This window comes from Pseudomonas sp. M47T1, assembly GCF_000263855.1.
Taxonomy (GTDB): domain Bacteria; phylum Pseudomonadota; class Gammaproteobacteria; order Pseudomonadales; family Pseudomonadaceae; genus Aquipseudomonas.
Genome location: NZ_AJWX01000039.1, coordinates 1 through 17037, shown reverse-complemented (window position 1 = coordinate 17037; position 17037 = coordinate 1). Strand labels below are relative to the sequence as shown.

General features: G+C 62.0%; 12 protein-coding genes and 1 pseudogene. 6 read left to right on the top strand and 7 right to left on the bottom strand.

Translation table 11 applies throughout. From position 1 onward, the window contains the following. Nucleotides 1-22 precede the first annotated feature (22 nt). From PMM47T1_RS27015 to PMM47T1_RS26995, 5 genes are all read left to right on the top strand, one after another. On the top strand, nucleotides 23-2254 hold the full coding sequence (locus tag PMM47T1_RS27015) for a TonB-dependent receptor family protein (protein WP_043301593.1): 2232 nt from the start codon (nucleotides 23-25) through the stop codon (nucleotides 2252-2254). A 54-nt stretch (nucleotides 2255-2308) separates the two neighbouring features. Next, entirely contained in the window at nucleotides 2309-2953 is a 645-nt protein-coding gene (locus tag PMM47T1_RS27010) for a MotA/TolQ/ExbB proton channel family protein (protein ID WP_008375191.1), read from the top strand. An 18-nt stretch (nucleotides 2954-2971) separates the two neighbouring features. Next, a complete protein-coding gene (locus PMM47T1_RS27005; protein WP_008375190.1) occupies nucleotides 2972-4699 on the top strand; it encodes a bifunctional metallophosphatase/5'-nucleotidase in 1728 nt (575 codons plus the stop codon). 141 nt (nucleotides 4700-4840) lie between these two features. Then, the gene (locus tag PMM47T1_RS27000; RefSeq protein ID WP_008375188.1) at nucleotides 4841-5461 is read left to right on the top strand and encodes a TetR/AcrR family transcriptional regulator; all 621 of its coding nucleotides are present in this window, start codon (nucleotides 4841-4843) and stop codon (nucleotides 5459-5461) included. 250 nt (nucleotides 5462-5711) lie between these two features. Continuing rightward, complete coding sequence (locus tag PMM47T1_RS26995; protein ID WP_008375186.1) at nucleotides 5712-7232, top strand: nucleobase:cation symporter-2 family protein; 1521 nt, start codon at nucleotides 5712-5714, stop codon at nucleotides 7230-7232. A gap of 595 nt (nucleotides 7233-7827) precedes the next feature. Here PMM47T1_RS26995 and PMM47T1_RS30490 read toward each other — a convergent pair. Then, nucleotides 7828-7973: pseudogene (locus PMM47T1_RS30490) on the bottom strand (helix-turn-helix domain-containing protein); the annotation flags it as partial. Between the two features lie 126 nt (nucleotides 7974-8099). On the opposite strand from PMM47T1_RS30490, the gene PMM47T1_RS26990 reads away from it, so the two are divergent. Further along, nucleotides 8100-10244 carry a TonB-dependent siderophore receptor gene (locus PMM47T1_RS26990; protein ID WP_008375184.1) on the top strand — a complete coding sequence of 715 codons (2145 nt, stop codon included), beginning with the start codon at nucleotides 8100-8102 and terminating at the stop codon, nucleotides 10242-10244. A gap of 217 nt (nucleotides 10245-10461) precedes the next feature. On the opposite strand, the gene PMM47T1_RS26985 is transcribed toward PMM47T1_RS26990, so the two are convergent. The 6 genes from PMM47T1_RS26985 to tssA are packed head-to-tail and all read right to left on the bottom strand — an operon-like array spanning nucleotide 10462 to nucleotide 17032. Next, complete coding sequence (locus PMM47T1_RS26985; protein ID WP_008375182.1) at nucleotides 10462-11610, bottom strand: OmpA family protein; 1149 nt, start codon at nucleotides 11608-11610, stop codon at nucleotides 10462-10464. A gap of 22 nt (nucleotides 11611-11632) precedes the next feature. Next, entirely contained in the window at nucleotides 11633-12073 is a 441-nt protein-coding gene (tssE, locus tag PMM47T1_RS26980) for a type VI secretion system baseplate subunit TssE (protein ID WP_008375180.1), read from the bottom strand. 3 nt (nucleotides 12074-12076) lie between these two features. Further along, complete coding sequence (tssJ, locus tag PMM47T1_RS26975; RefSeq protein WP_008375178.1) at nucleotides 12077-12613, bottom strand: type VI secretion system lipoprotein TssJ; 537 nt, start codon at nucleotides 12611-12613, stop codon at nucleotides 12077-12079. Beyond that, nucleotides 12594-13691, bottom strand: a complete 1098-nt coding sequence (tssG, locus tag PMM47T1_RS26970; protein ID WP_043301592.1) for a type VI secretion system baseplate subunit TssG — start codon at nucleotides 13689-13691, stop codon at nucleotides 12594-12596. Before tssG ends, tssJ begins: the two co-directional genes overlap by 20 nt. After that, the gene (gene tssF / locus PMM47T1_RS26965; protein WP_008375174.1) at nucleotides 13655-15424 is read right to left on the bottom strand and encodes a type VI secretion system baseplate subunit TssF; all 1770 of its coding nucleotides are present in this window, start codon (nucleotides 15422-15424) and stop codon (nucleotides 13655-13657) included. Before tssF ends, tssG begins: the two co-directional genes overlap by 37 nt. Nucleotides 15425-15448: 24 nt before the next feature. Continuing rightward, a complete protein-coding gene (tssA, locus tag PMM47T1_RS26960; RefSeq protein ID WP_008375172.1) occupies nucleotides 15449-17032 on the bottom strand; it encodes a type VI secretion system protein TssA in 1584 nt (527 codons plus the stop codon). Nucleotides 17033-17037: the final 5 nt, after the last annotated feature.

Here is a 17037-nt window from a genome sequence, read left to right as displayed (position 1 = left end):
TAACTCCATCAGGGGACCGCTCTTGAAACTCAACAGTTTGTTTATAACGCTACTTGCCGTGGGGGCAGGCGGCTGGACGCTCGCCGCCCTCGCCGACGATTCAATGGACATTGGCGATGTCACCGTGACTGGGCAAAGCCTGGGCGGCGGCCACATGGTGCAAGAGGATAGCGCCAAGGCGCGCTCCACTGTCACCAAGGAAGCCATGGACCAGATGTCCAGCACCGCCAACGCCCTGGACAAGCTCAAGTACACCCCCGGCATCAACGTCAGCAGCACCGACGCCACGGGCCTGGTGGGCACCAGCTTCACCATGCGCGGGATGAACTCCGACCAGGTGGGTATTTCCGCCGATGGCATCCCCATCAACGACTCGGGCAGCTATGCCATTTACCCCAACTTGCTGGGCGATCCGGAAAACCTGGCCGAAGTGTTCGCCACCCAGGGCTCTTCCGAAGCCGATGGCCCGCACATTGGTTCCAGCGGCGGCAACATCGGCCTGGTGACTATCCGGCCGGAAAAAGACTTCGGCGTATTCGTCAAACAGTCGGTAGGCACCCACAACTTGCGCAAGAGTTTCGCCCGCCTCAATACCGGCGATATCGATGGTTTCAGAAGTTGGCTGTCGGCCTCCCACACCGAGGGTGACAAGTGGCGCGGCAGCGGTGGCGTGCGGGCCGACAAGGTGGAATGGAACACCCTGTTCGACGATGGCAGTGGCAACTCCACCAACGTGATCGTCAAGTACGCCAGGCAGGAAGGGTATAACTACAGTACCTTGAGCAAGGCGCAGTTTGACGCCGACCCACGCGCCGACTATTCGGAAACGCCGGTCTACAAGAGCGGCAAGTTGTCGAGCTATTACAAACTCAACCGCAACAACTCCGAGACGCTCAACGCTTCGGTGACCCAGCGCTTTCAACTGCGCGACAACCTGTCGTTGTCGGTGGCGCCGTATTACTCCTACAGCTACGCCAACAGCTTCACCGGCAACGCCTCGACGTTGTCGAGCAGCTCCTCCATCGCAGGCAACTACAACCTGGCGGGCCTGGCGTCCAACACCTACTACCGGCCTTCGGTGACCGAGACCTGGCGCTCGGGCGTGATGTCGAAACTCAAGTGGGACGTCAGCGACGACCATAGCCTGGACTTCGGCTACTGGTATGAAAAGGCTCGCCAGCGTCAGACCCAGCCATTCATCAGCATCAACGCCGACGGCACGCCGTCCAGCCCATGGGCCGAGTACAACGGCGCCGACCAGGTCACCGACAACAATGGCGCCACCGTGCAGGGCCGCCACTACTACACCGAAACCCCGGCGCAGAAACTCTGGGCCCAAGACACCTGGACGCTCACCCCGGACTGGACCCTGGCCGGTGGCCTGGCGTACCAGTACGTGGAACGCAATGGCGACATGATGGCCAGCCTCTACGACGTGCCGGAAAAACGCGATCGCAAGTACCATGAGTTCCTGCCCAACTTCAACATTCGCTACCAGATCAATGAAAACAACCAGGCGTTCTACAACGTCACCCGCAACATGCGCACGCCGCCCAACTACGTGCTGTACGACACTGCCGACTCGATGTACGTGAAGCCTGAGTTGAGCTGGAACCAGGAACTGGGGTGGCGCTACACCACCAAGAGCACTTCGGTGAGCGCCACCCTGTTCCATATCGCCTACAAGGACCGGGAGGTTTCCACCACCAACGCCGACGGCGACTACGAGATGCTCAACGTTGGCAACGTGGTGAACCAGGGCCTGGAACTGGAGTGGAGCGGCCTGCTGCCGTACAACTTCAACTACTACACCTCGTACACCTACACCCAGTCCACCCAGAAGGACGACGTGGTGTCGAAGGGCGCCGACCTGCCGACCTCCGGCAACCAGTTGGCCAACGTGCCGAAGAACATGTTCAACGCCAGCCTTGGCTACGACGACAAGCACTACTACGGCAACGTCGCCGGCAAATACGTGGGCAGCTACTACGGCGACCTGACCAACGACGAGAAAATCTCCGGCCGCACGGTGTTCGACTTGAACGCCGGTATCTACCTGCCGGTGGACAAGAAAATCATCAAGACGGCCACCTTGCGCTTCTCGGTGCTCAACGTGTTCGACAAGCAATACCTGTCGTCGGCCAGCACCGTGTCGTTCAACTCCAAGGCCTACAACGGCGTGGCCGCCAGCATTCCGTATTACAACGTTGGCGAAGAACGTACCGCCATGGTTTCCCTGGAAGTCGGCTTCTGACCCCCGTGGTCGGCGGCGCGAGTCGCCGGCCTTATCTCAAAAGGATATGCCTTGATGAACATGAACCTGCTCCACGACCTGACCTTTTACGTGATGTACGGCGCCGCTGCCCTGGCCGCCTTTGTCGTCGTCGAACGCTGCATTTTCTTCAGCTACTCCCTAAGCCGCGCGCGCCGCCTGGTGCCCGCACTGACCCCCCAGGTGCGCAGCGTCGCCGACCTGCCAAGCGAGCTCACCGGTCGCGATAGCCTGCCCCTGCAACTGCTGGATCAAGTCTACGAAGGCCGCCGCCACCTGCACTCGCATCAGGAACTGGAAGACTTGGGCCAGGCCATCTATATCGAACTGCGCGGCAAGCTCTCGCGTAGCCTGTGGATTCTTGAAGCGGTAGTGGCCGGGGCGCCCCTGCTGGGCCTGCTGGGTACCATCATGGGCATCATCGACACCTTCAAGGCCCTGGCCGAGGCGGGCGTGTCGGACCCTGGCGAAGTGTCGCGCGGCATCGGCACGGCGCTGTACGCGACCGCGTTGGGTATTTCCATTGCGCTGGTGGGCCTGGTGTTCAACAGCCACTTGCAAGACCGTCAGGAGCTGATCGCCGACCACCTGAAAATGCTACTGTTGCGTGCAGGCCTGGGTACCCGTTACCTGGTGGCAAGCGATGCCACCGTGGCTGCCGGCCAACCTCACACTGCCTGATCAGGACAAGGAGTCCGCATGCTCTCTTTATCGTTTTTACTGCGTCGCGCCAGCCTGCTGATGCCGGCCGCCGTGCTGCTGGGCGCGTGCGCCCAGAGCGTTACACCGGCCAAACCGGTGACAATCAACATCGCCGCCGTCAATGACTTCCACGGCAACCTGGTGGCTACACCACTGAGCTACCCCATGCCCAGCGCCCCTGGCGGCAAGGTGGTGATGAAAGCGGGTGGCATCGACGCCTTGAGCGGCGTCATTGCCCAACTGCGCCAGCAAGACCCGCATCTGCTGCTGATCGGCGGCGGCGACATGATTGGCGGCAGCCCACCCATCTCGTCTATGTGGGCGGACGAACCCACCCTGGACGCCCTGGGCTTACTGGGCCTGAAGTTCAGCGTGATCGGCAACCATGAACTGGACCAGGGTAGCGCCGAGTTGCAGCGCCAGATTCACGGTGGCTGCGACTCGCCACGCCCCGATAAGGCCTGCCAGTTCGACAAGGACTATCGCGGCACGCAATTTCCCTACATCGCCGCCAACCTGATCGACAAGGGCACCGGCAAGCCGCTGTTCGCGCCTTATCAGATTGAAGAAGTGAACGGCGTCAAAGTCGCCTTCGTCGGCGCCGTGTTGCGTGACGTGGCGTCGGTGGTCAGCGCCAAGGGCATGCAAGGCCTGAGCACGATCGACGAAGCCGATGCCATCAACGCCCAGTTGCCCGCCCTGCACCAGCAAGGCGTGGACGCGGTGGTGGCGGTGATCCATCAGGGTGGCGAAACCACCGAGCGGTTTGACCAGGCCGACTGCAGCCACCTCAAAGGCGACATCGTCGACGTGGCCCAGCGCTTGGCGCCGGAAGTGAAAGTGGTGATCACCGCTCACACCCACCAGGGCTACCTGTGCCGCGTGGGTGACAAACTGGTGACCCAAGGCGCCTCCTACGGCCGCCTGCTCACCTACCTGACGCTGACCATCGACCCCGCCAGGCACCAGTTGCTCAGCGCCACCGCGCGCAATATCGTCGTGGACCCCAAGCGCTACCCACCCATGCCTGAGGTGGCCGCCCTGGAAGCACGCGTGGAACAGCGCAGCCAGGCGCTGCTGGGCAAGCCCATCGCGCGCATCGCCAGCCGCGAGTTGACCCGTACCTTGAACGCTGCCGGCGAGTCGAGCATGGGTGACCTGGTCGCCGATGGCCAGTTGGCCGCCACCCGCAGCCTGGGCGCGCAGGTGGCTTTCACCAACCTGGGTGGCATTCGCAGCGACCTGATCCTGGAGCCTGGGCAGACGCAGTTGAATTTCGGCCAGGTGGCCAGCGTGCAACCGTTCAACAACACGCTCAATATCCTGACCCTGACGGGCGCGCAACTGCTTGAGTTGGTCGAACAGCAGTGGCAGCACGGTGGCAACGGCTTTTATCCGCTGCAACCGTCTTCTTCGCTGCGCTATCGCTGGGATGCCGCCAAGCCGGATGGTCAGCGAGTGATCCCGGGCAGCCTGACCGTGGATGGCAAACCGGTGGTGGCCAGCCAGGACTACCGCGTGACGGTGAACTCGTTCATGGCCGAGGGCGGTGACAACTTCAGCGTGCTGACCAAGGCCAGCAAGCGCCTGGACACCGGCCTCAATGACCAGGACGCGCTGATTGCCTTCCTCAAGGCCCAGGACCAGGCCGGCACGCCCGTCGGCGGCACCTCTGCCGCCCGCATTCAGCGCGACGGCCAGCCCTTGACCGCCGCCCGCCCCTGACCTGATCTGACCCTGTGGGAGCTGGCGTGCCAGCGAGCTTTTAACAGCGCGCTGGCACGCCAGCTCCCACAGGTGCTTTGCGCCCGCTAGAATGGCTTGATGCCACACCGCCCTCCCCCCGCGTTTTCGATCAGGCAAGCGATGACCAATCCGAAAATAAAGATTCGCCAAAAGAACGTCGAGAAAATCCTCCTGGCCGCTGAAAAGGTCTTTGCCGAAAACGGCTACGCCGGCACGGCCATGGCCGACATTGCCCTGGAGGCCGAACTGCCGCGCACCAACCTCAACTACTACTTTTCCACCAAGGAAGACCTGTACCGCGAAGTCCTGATCAACCTGCTGGGGACCTGGGAACAGGAAGGCGCCTGCTTCGAGCGTTTCGACGACCCCCGCGTGGTGCTCACCAGCTACATCATGGAAAAAATGAACCACTCGCGCCTGCGCCCCCACGGCTCGAAGCTGTGGACCAACGAGATGATGCTCGGCGCCCCCTTCTTCCGCGACAAGCTCGACGAACACCTGGCCACCGGCGCCAAGCTCAAGGAAGCGAAGATTCGCCAATGGGTCGAGGAAAAACGCATTCGCCCGGTCAGCCCATCAGCGCTGCTGTACATGATCTGGGCATCTACCCAGCACTACGCCGACTTCGACCATCAGGTGGCCGCGCTCAACGGCAACCAGCCCCTGTCGGACGCGCAGTTTGCCGACGCGGTGCAGACCATCACCGCCGTGATACTGCGAGGCATCGGCCTGGAGCCTTGATCGGGCAGGCGTGGCTCAGCGGCAAACGCGTGGCATCGATTGAGGAACGAATTTCCACGCAGCTCGATCTGCAAAGCCTTGTGGCAGGGGCCGATGGGGCAAGGGGTGAGTCTTGGTGGAGCATCCGCTCAGCGCAACCAGGGACAGCCTCGCCGAATCGCCTGAATCGATTATTGTATACAATCTTATAGACACAATAAGTAACTATTGAATACAGTAAGCCCACAACAAAAATCAGGGTACCACCATCATGATCGAGTCCCCGCCTGCCGCTGTGCGCCCCGAAGATGAGAACCTCGGCCTGTTCGCCAACATGGCGTATGGGTTGCAACATGTGCTGACCATGTACGGAGGCATCGTTGCGGTGCCCCTGATCATTGGCCAGGCCGCAGGGCTGTCGCCCGCCGAAATCGGCCTGCTGGTGGCTGCATCGCTGTTTGCCGGTGGCCTGGCCACGTTGCTGCAAACCCTGGGGGTGCCATTCTTCGGTTGCCAGTTGCCGCTGGTGCAAGGCGTGTCGTTCTCGGGCGTGGCCACCATGGTGGCGATTGTCGGCAGCCAGGAAGGCGGCGGCGTGGCGTCGATCCTCGGCGCGGTGATGGCAGCCTCCTTGATCGGGCTGCTGATTACCCCGGTGTTCTCGCGCATCACGCGCTTCTTTCCGCCCCTGGTCACCGGCATTGTCATCACCACCATCGGCCTGACGCTGATGCCGGTGGCAGCGCGCTGGGCCATGGGCGGCAACAGCCACGCCGAGAGTTTTGGCAGCATGGGCAACATCGGCCTGGCCGCACTCACCCTGGTATTGGTGCTGTTCTTGAGCAAAGTGGGCAGCGCCACCATTTCGCGCCTGTCGATTCTGCTGGCCATGGTAATCGGCACGGTGATCGCCACCCTGCTGGGCATGGCCGACTTTTCAACCGTCAGCCAGGGCCCGGTGTTCGGCCTGCCCAGCCCATTCCACTTCGGCCTGCCCACCTTTCATGTGGCCGCCATCATCTCCATGTGCATCGTGATCATGGTGACCCTGGTGGAAACCTCGGCCGACATTCTCGCCGTGGGTGAAATCATCGGCACCAAGGTCGATGCAAAACGCCTGGGCAACGGCCTGCGCGCCGACATGCTGTCCAGCCTGCTGGCGCCGGTGTTCGGTTCTTTCACCCAAAGCGCCTTCGCCCAGAACGTCGGCCTGGTGGCCGTCACCGGCGTGAAAAGCCGCTACGTGGTGGCCACCGGCGGTGTGTTTCTGGTGATTCTAGGGTTGCTGCCGGTTATGGGCCGAGTCATCGCCGCCGTGCCTACCTCGGTGCTCGGCGGCGCCGGCATCGTGCTGTTCGGCACCGTGGCCGCCAGCGGCATCCGCACCCTGTCCAAGGTCAACTACCGCAACAACATGAACCTGATCATCGTGGCCACCTCCATCGGCTTCGGCATGATCCCCATCGCTGCCCCCAACTTCTATGACCACTTCCCCACCTGGTTCGCCACCATTTTCCACTCCGGCATCAGCTCGTCAGCGATCATGGCCATCGTGCTGAACCTGACCTACAACCACTTCACCGCCGGCAACTCAGACCAGCAGTCGGTGTTTGTCGCGGGTACCGAGCGCAGCTTGCAGTACCGGGATGTGGCGGCGTTGCGTGATGGGGACTACTTCAGTGGCGGCAAGCTGTATGACGCCGAGCACCAGGAGATTCCGCTGGTGGGCGAACATCATGGCCAGCCTGCGCCGCAGCGCGGGGTGATGTCGGCGGCGTCCGAGCATTCCTGAGCCCAGCTTGAAACCCCTGCTGGATGTGCAGGCTGCGTGCTGCAGTTCATGCCGCAGAACCTTTCTGCCCACCGCTGCTCATCAGCGGTAGGGCTTGGTCACCCGGTAAAGTCAGCGCACAGCGTCGCGCCAGCGTGCAGGTATTTTCTTACCTGCACAGCCTCTTTATGGCGGAATGTGCGTGGGGCACCTTCGGGTGCGCCGGGTGCTGACTTCCCGGTTGACCACCCTGCGTACCTTCCGCCACCCACCGTTTGGTCACAGTGTGGTCGACGCTGCACCACAGAGAGGGCGCGAAAGGGTTGGTGGATGCGCTGATAGCGGCTAGGTAACCCACCTGACGAAGCAGCGGCCCAAGGCCGCGTCACCAGCGCCGCGCAACACCTGACACACCGCGCAGGCCAGACGCAGCCTTCGGCAGCTTGCTACAGGCACCGCTATTCATCCTGACACCACACCGCACCTGTGGGAGCGGGTTCTACCCGCGAAAAGAACACCGCGAAGTATCTGAACCACCACGGCGTCCTCTTCGCGGGCAGAGCCCGCTCCCACATGAACACAGTTGCTGCTACGCGACGGGGGTGGCTTGCCTCTTTCACGCAGACGGCGCCCTGGGCAGGAACGCGCCGGGCTCCATGGCGAAACGCTGCGCCAGTGCGTACGCCATTTGTGGCTGATGGCACGATCACCGCTCAACACTTTGGATACCGCGGTCTTGTCGCCAATTTCCGGTAGCAGGCTACGCGCAGGGTGCAGGATTTCCCGGCGCAACGCGCCCGCCCTTCTGTATCAAAACTTACAGACAACTCCATACAAACACACCGCACCACCCGCGCATTCGCTACTTAGAATCATTATCATTCATGTATGCGAGTGCCCACCTTGATCACCCCGACCTCCAGCCTCCCCCGCCGCGCACCGTTTCTAGCCTCGGCGCTGGCCAGCGCCCTGCTGTGCGCCGGCACCGCCCATGCCGCCGGGGAAACCACCCTGCCCGCCACGCAGATTGGCGCCCAGGCAAGCAGTGGCGACGACAGCTATACCGCAGCCAGCGCGTCCACGGCCAGCAAGAGCGACGTGCCGCTCAAGGAAGAGGCGCAGACGGTAAACGTGGTCCCGCACCAGACCCTCGCCGACTACAGCGTGAAGTCGCTGGACGACGTCACCAGGTTCATCAGTGGCGCCAGCCAGGGCAACACCCTGGGCAACACCAAGGACTCGGTGGTGAAGCGCGGTTTTGGCACCAACGATGATGGCTCGATACTGCGCGATGGGGTGAAGTCGATTCTGTCGACCAACTTCGACGCCACCACCGACCACGTGGAAGTGCTTAAGGGCCCCGCCTCGCTGCTGTACGGTGCCATGGACCCGGGCGGGCTGATCAATGTGGTCAGCAAGCAGCCACAGTATGTGCAAAGCACCACCCTCAGCGGCTCGGCCTACAGTGAAGGGGGTGGTGACCTGGGCCTGGACACCACCGGGCCGATTGGCGACACCGGCCTTGCCTACCGCCTGGTGGCCGAGCGCAAGAGCGAGGATTACTGGCGCAATTACGGCGTGGAACAGCACACCCTGGTGGCGCCGTCGCTGAGCTGGACCGGCGACCGCGCCAGCCTTAACCTGGCGTACGAGTACAACGACTACACCAGCCCGTTCGACCGCGGCACCATGTTCGTCAATGGCCACCCGGCAGACGTGTCGTACAAGAAGCGCCTGGATGAAAAGTGGGCGAAAACCGTGGGCATTGCCCAAAGCGTGACCGCGCGCTTCGAGTACCAACTCAGCGACGACTGGAAAACCCGCGTCACCTACGGCTGGAACGAAGACCGCTACAGCTTGGCGATTGCCAACCCTACGGCGCTGTCGGCCAGTGGCGTGGTGACGCGCCAGGCCAACGGCGGCCACTACGACTATGAAACCCGCTACGCCAGCTGGGACTTCATCGGCACCCAGCAGCTGTTCGGCCAGGAGCACGATGTGCTGGTGGGCGTGGACCAGGAGGCGGAAGACCGTTACCGTGGCAAGACCTACCGCAATACCGCGCAGTCGGGCTTCGACATCTACTCGCCCAGCTACGGTAGCCTGGCCGAGCCCAGCGTGGTCAACAAGTCCACCAGCGACCTCACCAACCAACTGAACTCCACCTCGCTGTACGTCAAAGACAACTGGCACCTCAATGACCGCTGGATTCTGGTGTTCGGCGGGCGCTACCAGCACTACGACCAATACATCGCCCAGGGCATGGGCAGCGCGCGCGCGGTCAGCCTGGACAGCAATGGTGACGCGGCGGTACCGATGCTGGGCCTGGTGTACAAGGCCAGCGACGCGCTATCGCTGTACGGCAACTACAGCCGTTCGTTCGTGCCCAACACCACGGTGGACGACAGCGGCAAGACCTTCGACCCCGAAGAAGGCCGCAGCTATGAGGTGGGCGCCAAGTACGACATCGCGCCGGGCCTGAACCTGAACCTGGCGGTGTACGACATCGTCAAGAAGAACGTGGTCACCACCTCCACCGTGGATGGCGAGAGCGTCAGCGAGGCGGCCGGCAAGGTCGGTTCGCGCGGCGTGGAACTGGACGTGACCGGGCGCATCGCCGAGCGCTGGGACATGGTCGGCACCTACGCCTACGACCATACCGAGATCCTCGACGACCCCACCGACCAGGGCAACCGCCTGAGCCAGGCGCCGGCGCACACCGCCAGCCTGTACCTCACGCACCACCTGCGGGTACCATCGCAGTACGGCGACTGGCACGCCGGCGCGGGCGCGCACTACGTAGGCGAGCGGGCCGGCGACAACGGCAACAGCTACTACCTGCCCAGCTACACCGTGGCCGACGCCTTCCTGCGCTGGGACGTGCCGGTGGCCGGCTACAAGACGCACCTGCAGTTGAACGTGGATAACCTGTTCAACAAAGAATACTACCCTTCCAGCACCGGCTCGGGGCAGTTGCAGGTGAACGTCGGCGAGCCGCGCAGCGCCAGGCTGAGCGCCAGCGTTAACTTCTGACCCACTGCATGCGCCAGACGCAGCCTGGCGGCAGCTACGCGAATGCGTCTACCGCTTAGATCGCGCCGCCTGCATCGCGGCCAAGGCCGGCTCCTACCACGCACGGTCTAGGAGCCGACGTTAGTCGCGATGCAGGCAACGCGGTTTCAGGCAAACGTTCAGGTCAACCTGGCCCGCTGTAGGAGCAACTGTCTTCGTCAGGTTTTTTCACTTAACTTTATCTGCACGCATGAGTCGGCCCAAGCCCCTTTTGGGCTTGAGCTGACGACGACTTAAAAACGAGGTGAATATCCACCCGACGGTTGATCGCTCGCCCGGACGCGGTGTCATTGCTGGTAATCGGTTGACTGCCTGCCGCGCCCTGGATAGCAAAACAGTTGTCGGGGATGTCGCCCATACGTTGCATCCAGTCGCGCACTGCCGCGGCGCGCGCGTATGAGAGTTGAAGGTTCTGCTCCGCGTTACCCGTGGTGTCGGTATGCCCGACGATCACAATCAGCCAGCCAGATTGAGCCTTGATGTTGACCAGAGCGTTGATCAGCACTTTGGCCGAGCCAGATTTAAGTTCGCTGCTGCCTGCATCGAATAGCGACAGGCTGTCCACACGCAACGGCTCGGGCGTCACCTGCGGCGGTTGGCTACCACCCCCTTGATGCCACCACCAAGCCCCACACGCCAGAGCGATGACGGCGATCAGCACAAACAGCCATAGTGTTATATGGCGCTTGCGTTTCGAGGCATCATCTGGCACTTCAGGCATCGGGGGCGTTGGCAGGATTACTACCGGCATCACAAAAGCCGGTTCCGGGCCCCTGGTTGATATCGGCAGTCTTTCACCCGACGCACCGTTACGTTCCAAACGCTGCATTAACCCGCAGACCTGATGACGAAACGCCTGTAACGTGACAAGAGGCACGTGTCCCTGACGATTCAACTGCGTGGCCAGCCGCTCCAGTTCACTGTCCAGATGCACCAGGGCGGGCAGCGTCTGCGTCGTCATTTCCAGGCTGCGCAACAACGGCTGCCATTGGGCAAACAGCCAGGCCAGGATGTCCAGGCGCACCGATGCCATCGGCGGCCACAGGGTGGGCCATTGGCTGCACAACGCCTCAATCAACATCACCCCTTGCTCCATGCCCTCCAGACCGTGGCGTTGGCTGCGGGCCAGCGCAAAAGCAGCGGCGGTTTGCAGCTCCGCACCATTGTTGTGGAACAACGTCAGGCTCAACTGCTCGACCTTGGCCCAGTCGACGTCCGGGCACGCCGGATGGCTCAGCTTGGCCAGCTCGTCACGCAGTGCGGTAAACTCGCCGAAGTCGCGCGGGTCACCACCGACCCGGATACGCATTTCAAATAACGCCGTCATCCAGCTTCCTTTCCTTACAGGTTTACGGCTTGGGCAGGTAGTGCTGCCGCTTCAAGTGACGCACCAACACTTTGCCCTCGGGCGCCAGGGTCGTGCCGAAGGTCACCCGCTCGCCCCCTTTCAGTTGCGCGTCCAGGGCGTACTCCAGATGACCTGGCAGGGTCTGCGGCAGCAGTTCGATGCTCACTGCTTCCAGGCGTGGCTCGTACATGAGCAAGGTATTGACCAGCGTGCCCATCAATTCATGGGCTGAGGCGGGCAATCCTTGCAGGATCAGGCACATGTCTGGCAGGCCGTAGTCCGGTAGGTGGCTGAGCGATCCCGCCCGGCTGTTGAGGATGCGTTGCAGATTGTCCAGCACCGACAGGGTGTGCTGGTCCTCTTCGCGAACGCGATACAGGTCCAACTCACCGTCGAAATTCTGCAAAAGCATTTCGTAGAGCGATGGATTCAGCTCGCTCACGGCTTACTCCTTTTCCAGGAGTTGCAGCGTCAGGCGGTTGTTGCCCAACTCGATCACCCGCGCCCGATCCGGGTCCAGGTCATCGCGGGTCAGCGTCAGGCGCCAGGTGTTTTTCTGCGTGTCGGGCGTACGGAACAACGCCACCACGGTGACGAACCGAGCGTCTTTATTGAGGGGCACGTTCAGTTGTGCGCCCTCTCCGGGTTTCACCACCATCGCTTGCTGATTCAGCAGATCGGCGCGCAGCAAGTTATCAGCATCGCTCAGCATGCTGTCATAGGTGGCTTTGTCCACGGCCTTGCTATCGCGCAACTGATACACCCGCACCACGGTAGGCACGGACAAGCCACTCATGTCCGCCACGTCGGTGTTCATCGCTGCCCGGCCGGTAAAGTCCAGGTGCAGGACTTTTACCTGTTTGTAGAAGATGGCCTTGGTCATGGACGCGGTGCCGTCGGTCACGGTCTGGGTCAGCCCGCACCCACTCAACAACGCACCGAGCAGCGCCACCTTCAATAGATTAAAAACGGTACGCGACATGCTGTGCCTCTCTGTACTGGGGGTTGCTGTGCAGACCTTGGTATCGGCCCAGGTTGATGGTGATGGTGTCGCGTTCGCCGATCTGCCAGGCCTCGCTGCCCAGGCCCAGGACGCCGGTCATGCCCAGCAGCACGGGCGCGCCGCCCAGCATCGGTTTGGGCAGGCTGTGTATCGGCAGCGACAGTTGCAATTTCGCGGTGCAACGCCAGCCCAGGTACACCCGCAACAACACCAGCAAATCATTGTGCAGTTGGCTGCCAGGCAACCAGCCACGCGCCTCAATCAGGTCCTCGGTGAACAGCGCCAGGTGCAGCTGACTGTTGGCATCAAAGCCGGCGCTGCCCAACGGCGTGCCTTGGGACAAGCTCACTGGGTGAGTGGTGGACAAGCTGGCCGGCTGCGATAGAGGCACTTTCCGTGGCCAGTGCGGCGTCACTCGGGTTTGGGTGTTGGGGGCCAAGAGCTTGACCAGCGCGCTGATGCCTTCGGCGTTGCGAGTGGGCAGGCGCATCACGCTGAGCAGCGCCAGGAAGCGTGATATCGGCGTGGCGATCTGCTTGGCGGTGCCGGGAATCCCCAGACCGATCAAACCCAGCAGGCATTGTGAAGTGGCATCGGTACCGCCCGCCTCGAACGCCGCAGGGTAGGAGTACTTGCGCCATATGCGATAGAACTGGGTAAATATCCGGTGGTTAAAAATATCCAGGAACGCCTCCAGCGCCTCATGACCTTCGCGACGCTGGGCGATGTCGTCCAGGAAGGTTGTCGGCATCGGTGAGTCGACGCCGTACAGGCCCAGCAGACGGGTGCGTACCGTCGCCGGACGTTCGGGATGGTCCTCGTCAGTTTCGATGGCCTTCAGTTCTGCCGCAGGAAAACCCATACCAGGGTCCGGCCGAAAGCGGACAGGGTCATCCGCCGGGTGCGCGGTGCTACCCAAGGGCGGGTGATTGGGCAACGCCTGCTCCAGCAACTGACAGAAACGGTAGAGGTTGGCCTCAGCGACCCGTCCGTCCAGCGCTTGCAGTAAACCTTCGGCTTTCAGCCGGGAATACGCTGACTGTGGTTCTCGTTCCATCGCAGACACTTTCCAGTAGGTTGCAAGATCAGCGTGAGCTGGTTGAATAAATGAATGTCGGCATACAGGCCAAAGAAGCGATGGAGCATCTCGCCGAACAGGCTGATGTCGCCCTCTCCTGAAAAGCCATTGGTATCCAGAGTGACTTCGATATCCACCCCGCGTAGCAGAAAGCCTTTTTCGAAACGCTGAACCAGATGATGGCGAACCTCAACAATCGCCTCCAGGCGACGGCGATTCAGCTCGCTGCCAGTCCAGTCGTACAACGCCAGGGTGCCGCGCAGCACCTCGGCGCTGTCGAGCATCGGCAAAAAGTTCGAACCCAGATGACTGAGCACCCGCCAATGAAAACGATCACGGTTGGGTGGGTAGCAGGGCAAGCTGGGTGCACACAGGTTGCGTACCCGCAGACGGGTCTGGGTGGATTGCACCAGGGTGTCGAGCAAGGTGCTTTGCAATGCCTTGCGCGGTAACAGCCCATTGGTGCCGGTCAAGCGCAATGACAGGCTTTCGCTGCCTTGCAACCGATCCTTGTCGAAACCGTCACCGCCCAGGATCAGCCAGGTGTCATGCAAACCCTTGGCAGAACGCTTCAAACGGGTATGGAAATAACGCTCAGGGGCCTCATCGCGCAGCATGCCGCCCTTGTGGCGAAAGCTGGTGAACGGCACATAGTCCTGACGCACGGCGGTTTTTGACGAGGTAACCTGGTCAACCGAATAAATTTCGGTGTGACCGTCCTGCAAGCGCATAGGCCGCAGCAGGTAGTCAGTTTGCAACGGCGCGAGGGTCAGAGGGTCGGCTTCCAGCGCGAACAGGTTGATCACCGGAACGGTGTGCAGGCGAATGTGTTCGCTGCTCACACTAAATTCGTGGGGCCATGCCTCGCGCAGCACCACCTCTAACTCGAACCAGGGTGTGCCTGCGGTGAGGTTCAGTTGTTCCAGGCCACAAAGGGTCACGAACATGAACTTTTCGCGAAAGGTGAAGTACTCCAGCAGCAACTGATAGCCGCTGAAAGCGCTGTCGCCCTTGGGCCACAGTCGGTCCTCATCGGCGAACCCCTTAGGCGCAAAATAGCCATCTAATACATGGCGCTCCTGCTGCCCCGCCCTGCGCACGTACAGTGCTTGGGTATTCAGGGTCAGTGCCTGATGCAGGGCACTGGCCAGTGGCGCGTCCGCATTCAGGTACAACGGCAAGCGGCTCAGGTCGATCTGGCTCCAGTCCGTCAACGCTCCGCAGGCAAAACGCAGGCGCAACAGTGAGCGGCCATCTGGCTCGTAGGCCAGTCGTACCGACTCCAGGGCCAACGGTTGCAACATCAGGTCCTGGGTGGTGGTGTAACGGCAGCGCGTGCGTTGCGGGCCGACGGGTTGGGACAGTACCTCAAAGCCCGTGGCGATGGCCTCGCTGCGCTTCATCTGCGCAAGCTCGGGTACCAGCTCAATGATCGACAGCGAGGGAATCGTGCGCAAATAATGCGGCCACAGCAGACTGACCAGCCCTTCGGTCAGCTCCGGCAAGTCATCGTCGAGTTTCTCCCGCAAACGCCCCATCAAGAAGGCAAAGCCCTCGAACAGACGTTCCACATACGGGTCTTGCGCTCCCGGTTTGTCCAGGTTGAGCTGAGCCGCCCGATCCGGAAATGCTTCAGCAAACTCCTTGCCGGCTTCGCGCAGGTAACGCATCTCGGCATCGAAGTAGCGCAGTGTTAAATTGTCCGTGCTCACAGATTGATTCCAGATGAATAAGGGTTAACCGCAAAGCACTGCAGCGCGTACCGGGTCAATCGCTACCAGTCCTGCCAATAGCGCCTCGGTGCGCCGGGCCAGGGTGGGTTTGTCCGCATCATTACGCTGCGCCTTCAAGCGCAACAGCTTGAGCAGGCGGGCCTTGACCTCGAAATTCAGTTCCGGCTCCCACACCGCCAGCGCGTGGTGCTGCGCGGTAGCGTCCAACTCCCCCAGTAGGTGCAGGGCCAGATCGCTTTTGCCATATTGCTCAGCTACCCGCGCCATCAGCAGGCGCAGCAGCCAGCGCTGACGCCCGGTTTGTATTCCAGGCCGGGCCGCCAACCAGGCGAGCGCTACTTCCACGCCGTCGCTGTCGGCCTGGACCAGGGCTTCGCCCTCCAGCGACAGGATTTCAGCATCTCCCGTGGTCAGTACCGCCTTCGGTGCGGGCAGCCATTGCTGGGCGCGGTTGCCACTGACGTGTTGGGTGATCCAGTCACGGGTAGTCTCATCAGCGAAGGGCGTACCGTCGTTCCAGAGCAACCGTTCCAAGCCCGGCAAACGTTCGAGGAACATCCCCAGATCACGCTTGACGATGTCGGCCCAGCTGTCGTGAGGCGCCGGTTGTTTGCTCAACGCCTGGTACAGGTACCACTGCAGATCCAGCCAGAAATGATTCACCCCCTCGGCGTACACCCGCTCGACCTGATCGAGCAATTCCGTCCAGCTCTGTTGCAGGTACAGGCGTTTGAGTTGCGCCCGATAATCGCCACGGGGCGACGCCAGGCGCGTATTGCCACTGGCCTCTTCAGGTGGCGCCTGGTGCACCGTGTCCCAGCGCAAACTTTTCATCAGGCGATGGGCCGCCAGCCAGCCCTGGGGTTGCTCGCGTAAATAGCCCGCCAGCGCCCGGCCGTTGTCCAGCAGGTCACGCCCGGACTTGATGGCCGTGGCGGTTGGCGCCGACTGCACGTTCGACTCATGACTGGCACTGTGTTGCGGCACCAGTGCATCCACCCCACCGGACTGGGTCAAGCGGGCGGACAACGCACCATACAGCGCACCTAATGCCGGACGTTGGTCGTGCGGCCACGCCTCAAGCCCGCGCTCCAGCCAGGCCAACGCCGCTACTGTACGTTCGGCCTCGCTGCGCACCACCTCGGGGTACAACGACAGGCTGTCCAGCACCTTGCTGCTAGCAAGCCATTCCAGGGCCATCTTGCGACTGTTGGGCCGCGCCGGCAGCACTTCGGCGGCGTAACGCTCCACCAACGCGGCCAACAAAGTCAGCCCATCAGCCAACCCGGCCTCACCGTCCTTTTGCAAACGCGCCCACAGGTAATAAGTCCCCACCCGCAGGTCCTTGCAGGTGTGGGTGAGCAGCTTCTCGGCCAGTTGAACCACCCGCTCGGCATCCGCCCCGGACAGTTTGTTGACCTCTTCGCGCATGCGCTGGAAGTCATCGTCATAGCCTGGATCTTCGCCTACGGGTGAGTCTGCACTGATGGGCAGAAGCCACGGCTGCCAGCGTTCGGCCTGGTCGCGGGCCAGGGCCAACGCATCGCGTTCACCCAGGCAGTGGCTGATCAAGGTTCGCAGGCTCATTCAAA

What these genes read in the sequence shown, in the direction of transcription:
- PMM47T1_RS27010 (WP_008375191.1), top strand. Translation starts at nt 2,309, where the DNA reads ATGAACATGAACCTGCTCCACGACCTGACCTTTTACGTGATGTACGGC.
- PMM47T1_RS27005 (WP_008375190.1), top strand. Translation starts at nt 2,972, where the DNA reads ATGCTCTCTTTATCGTTTTTACTGCGTCGCGCCAGCCTGCTGATGCCG.
- PMM47T1_RS27000 (WP_008375188.1), top strand. Translation starts at nt 4,841, where the DNA reads ATGACCAATCCGAAAATAAAGATTCGCCAAAAGAACGTCGAGAAAATC.
- PMM47T1_RS26995 (WP_008375186.1), top strand. Translation starts at nt 5,712, where the DNA reads ATGATCGAGTCCCCGCCTGCCGCTGTGCGCCCCGAAGATGAGAACCTC.
- PMM47T1_RS26990 (WP_008375184.1), top strand. Translation starts at nt 8,100, where the DNA reads ATGCGAGTGCCCACCTTGATCACCCCGACCTCCAGCCTCCCCCGCCGC.
- PMM47T1_RS26985 (WP_008375182.1), bottom strand. Translation starts at nt 11,610, where the DNA reads ATGACGGCGTTATTTGAAATGCGTATCCGGGTCGGTGGTGACCCGCGC.
- tssJ (WP_008375178.1), bottom strand. Translation starts at nt 12,613, where the DNA reads ATGTCGCGTACCGTTTTTAATCTATTGAAGGTGGCGCTGCTCGGTGCG.
- tssG (WP_043301592.1), bottom strand. Translation starts at nt 13,691, where the DNA reads ATGGAACGAGAACCACAGTCAGCGTATTCCCGGCTGAAAGCCGAAGGT.
- tssA (WP_008375172.1), bottom strand. Translation starts at nt 17,032, where the DNA reads ATGAGCCTGCGAACCTTGATCAGCCACTGCCTGGGTGAACGCGATGCG.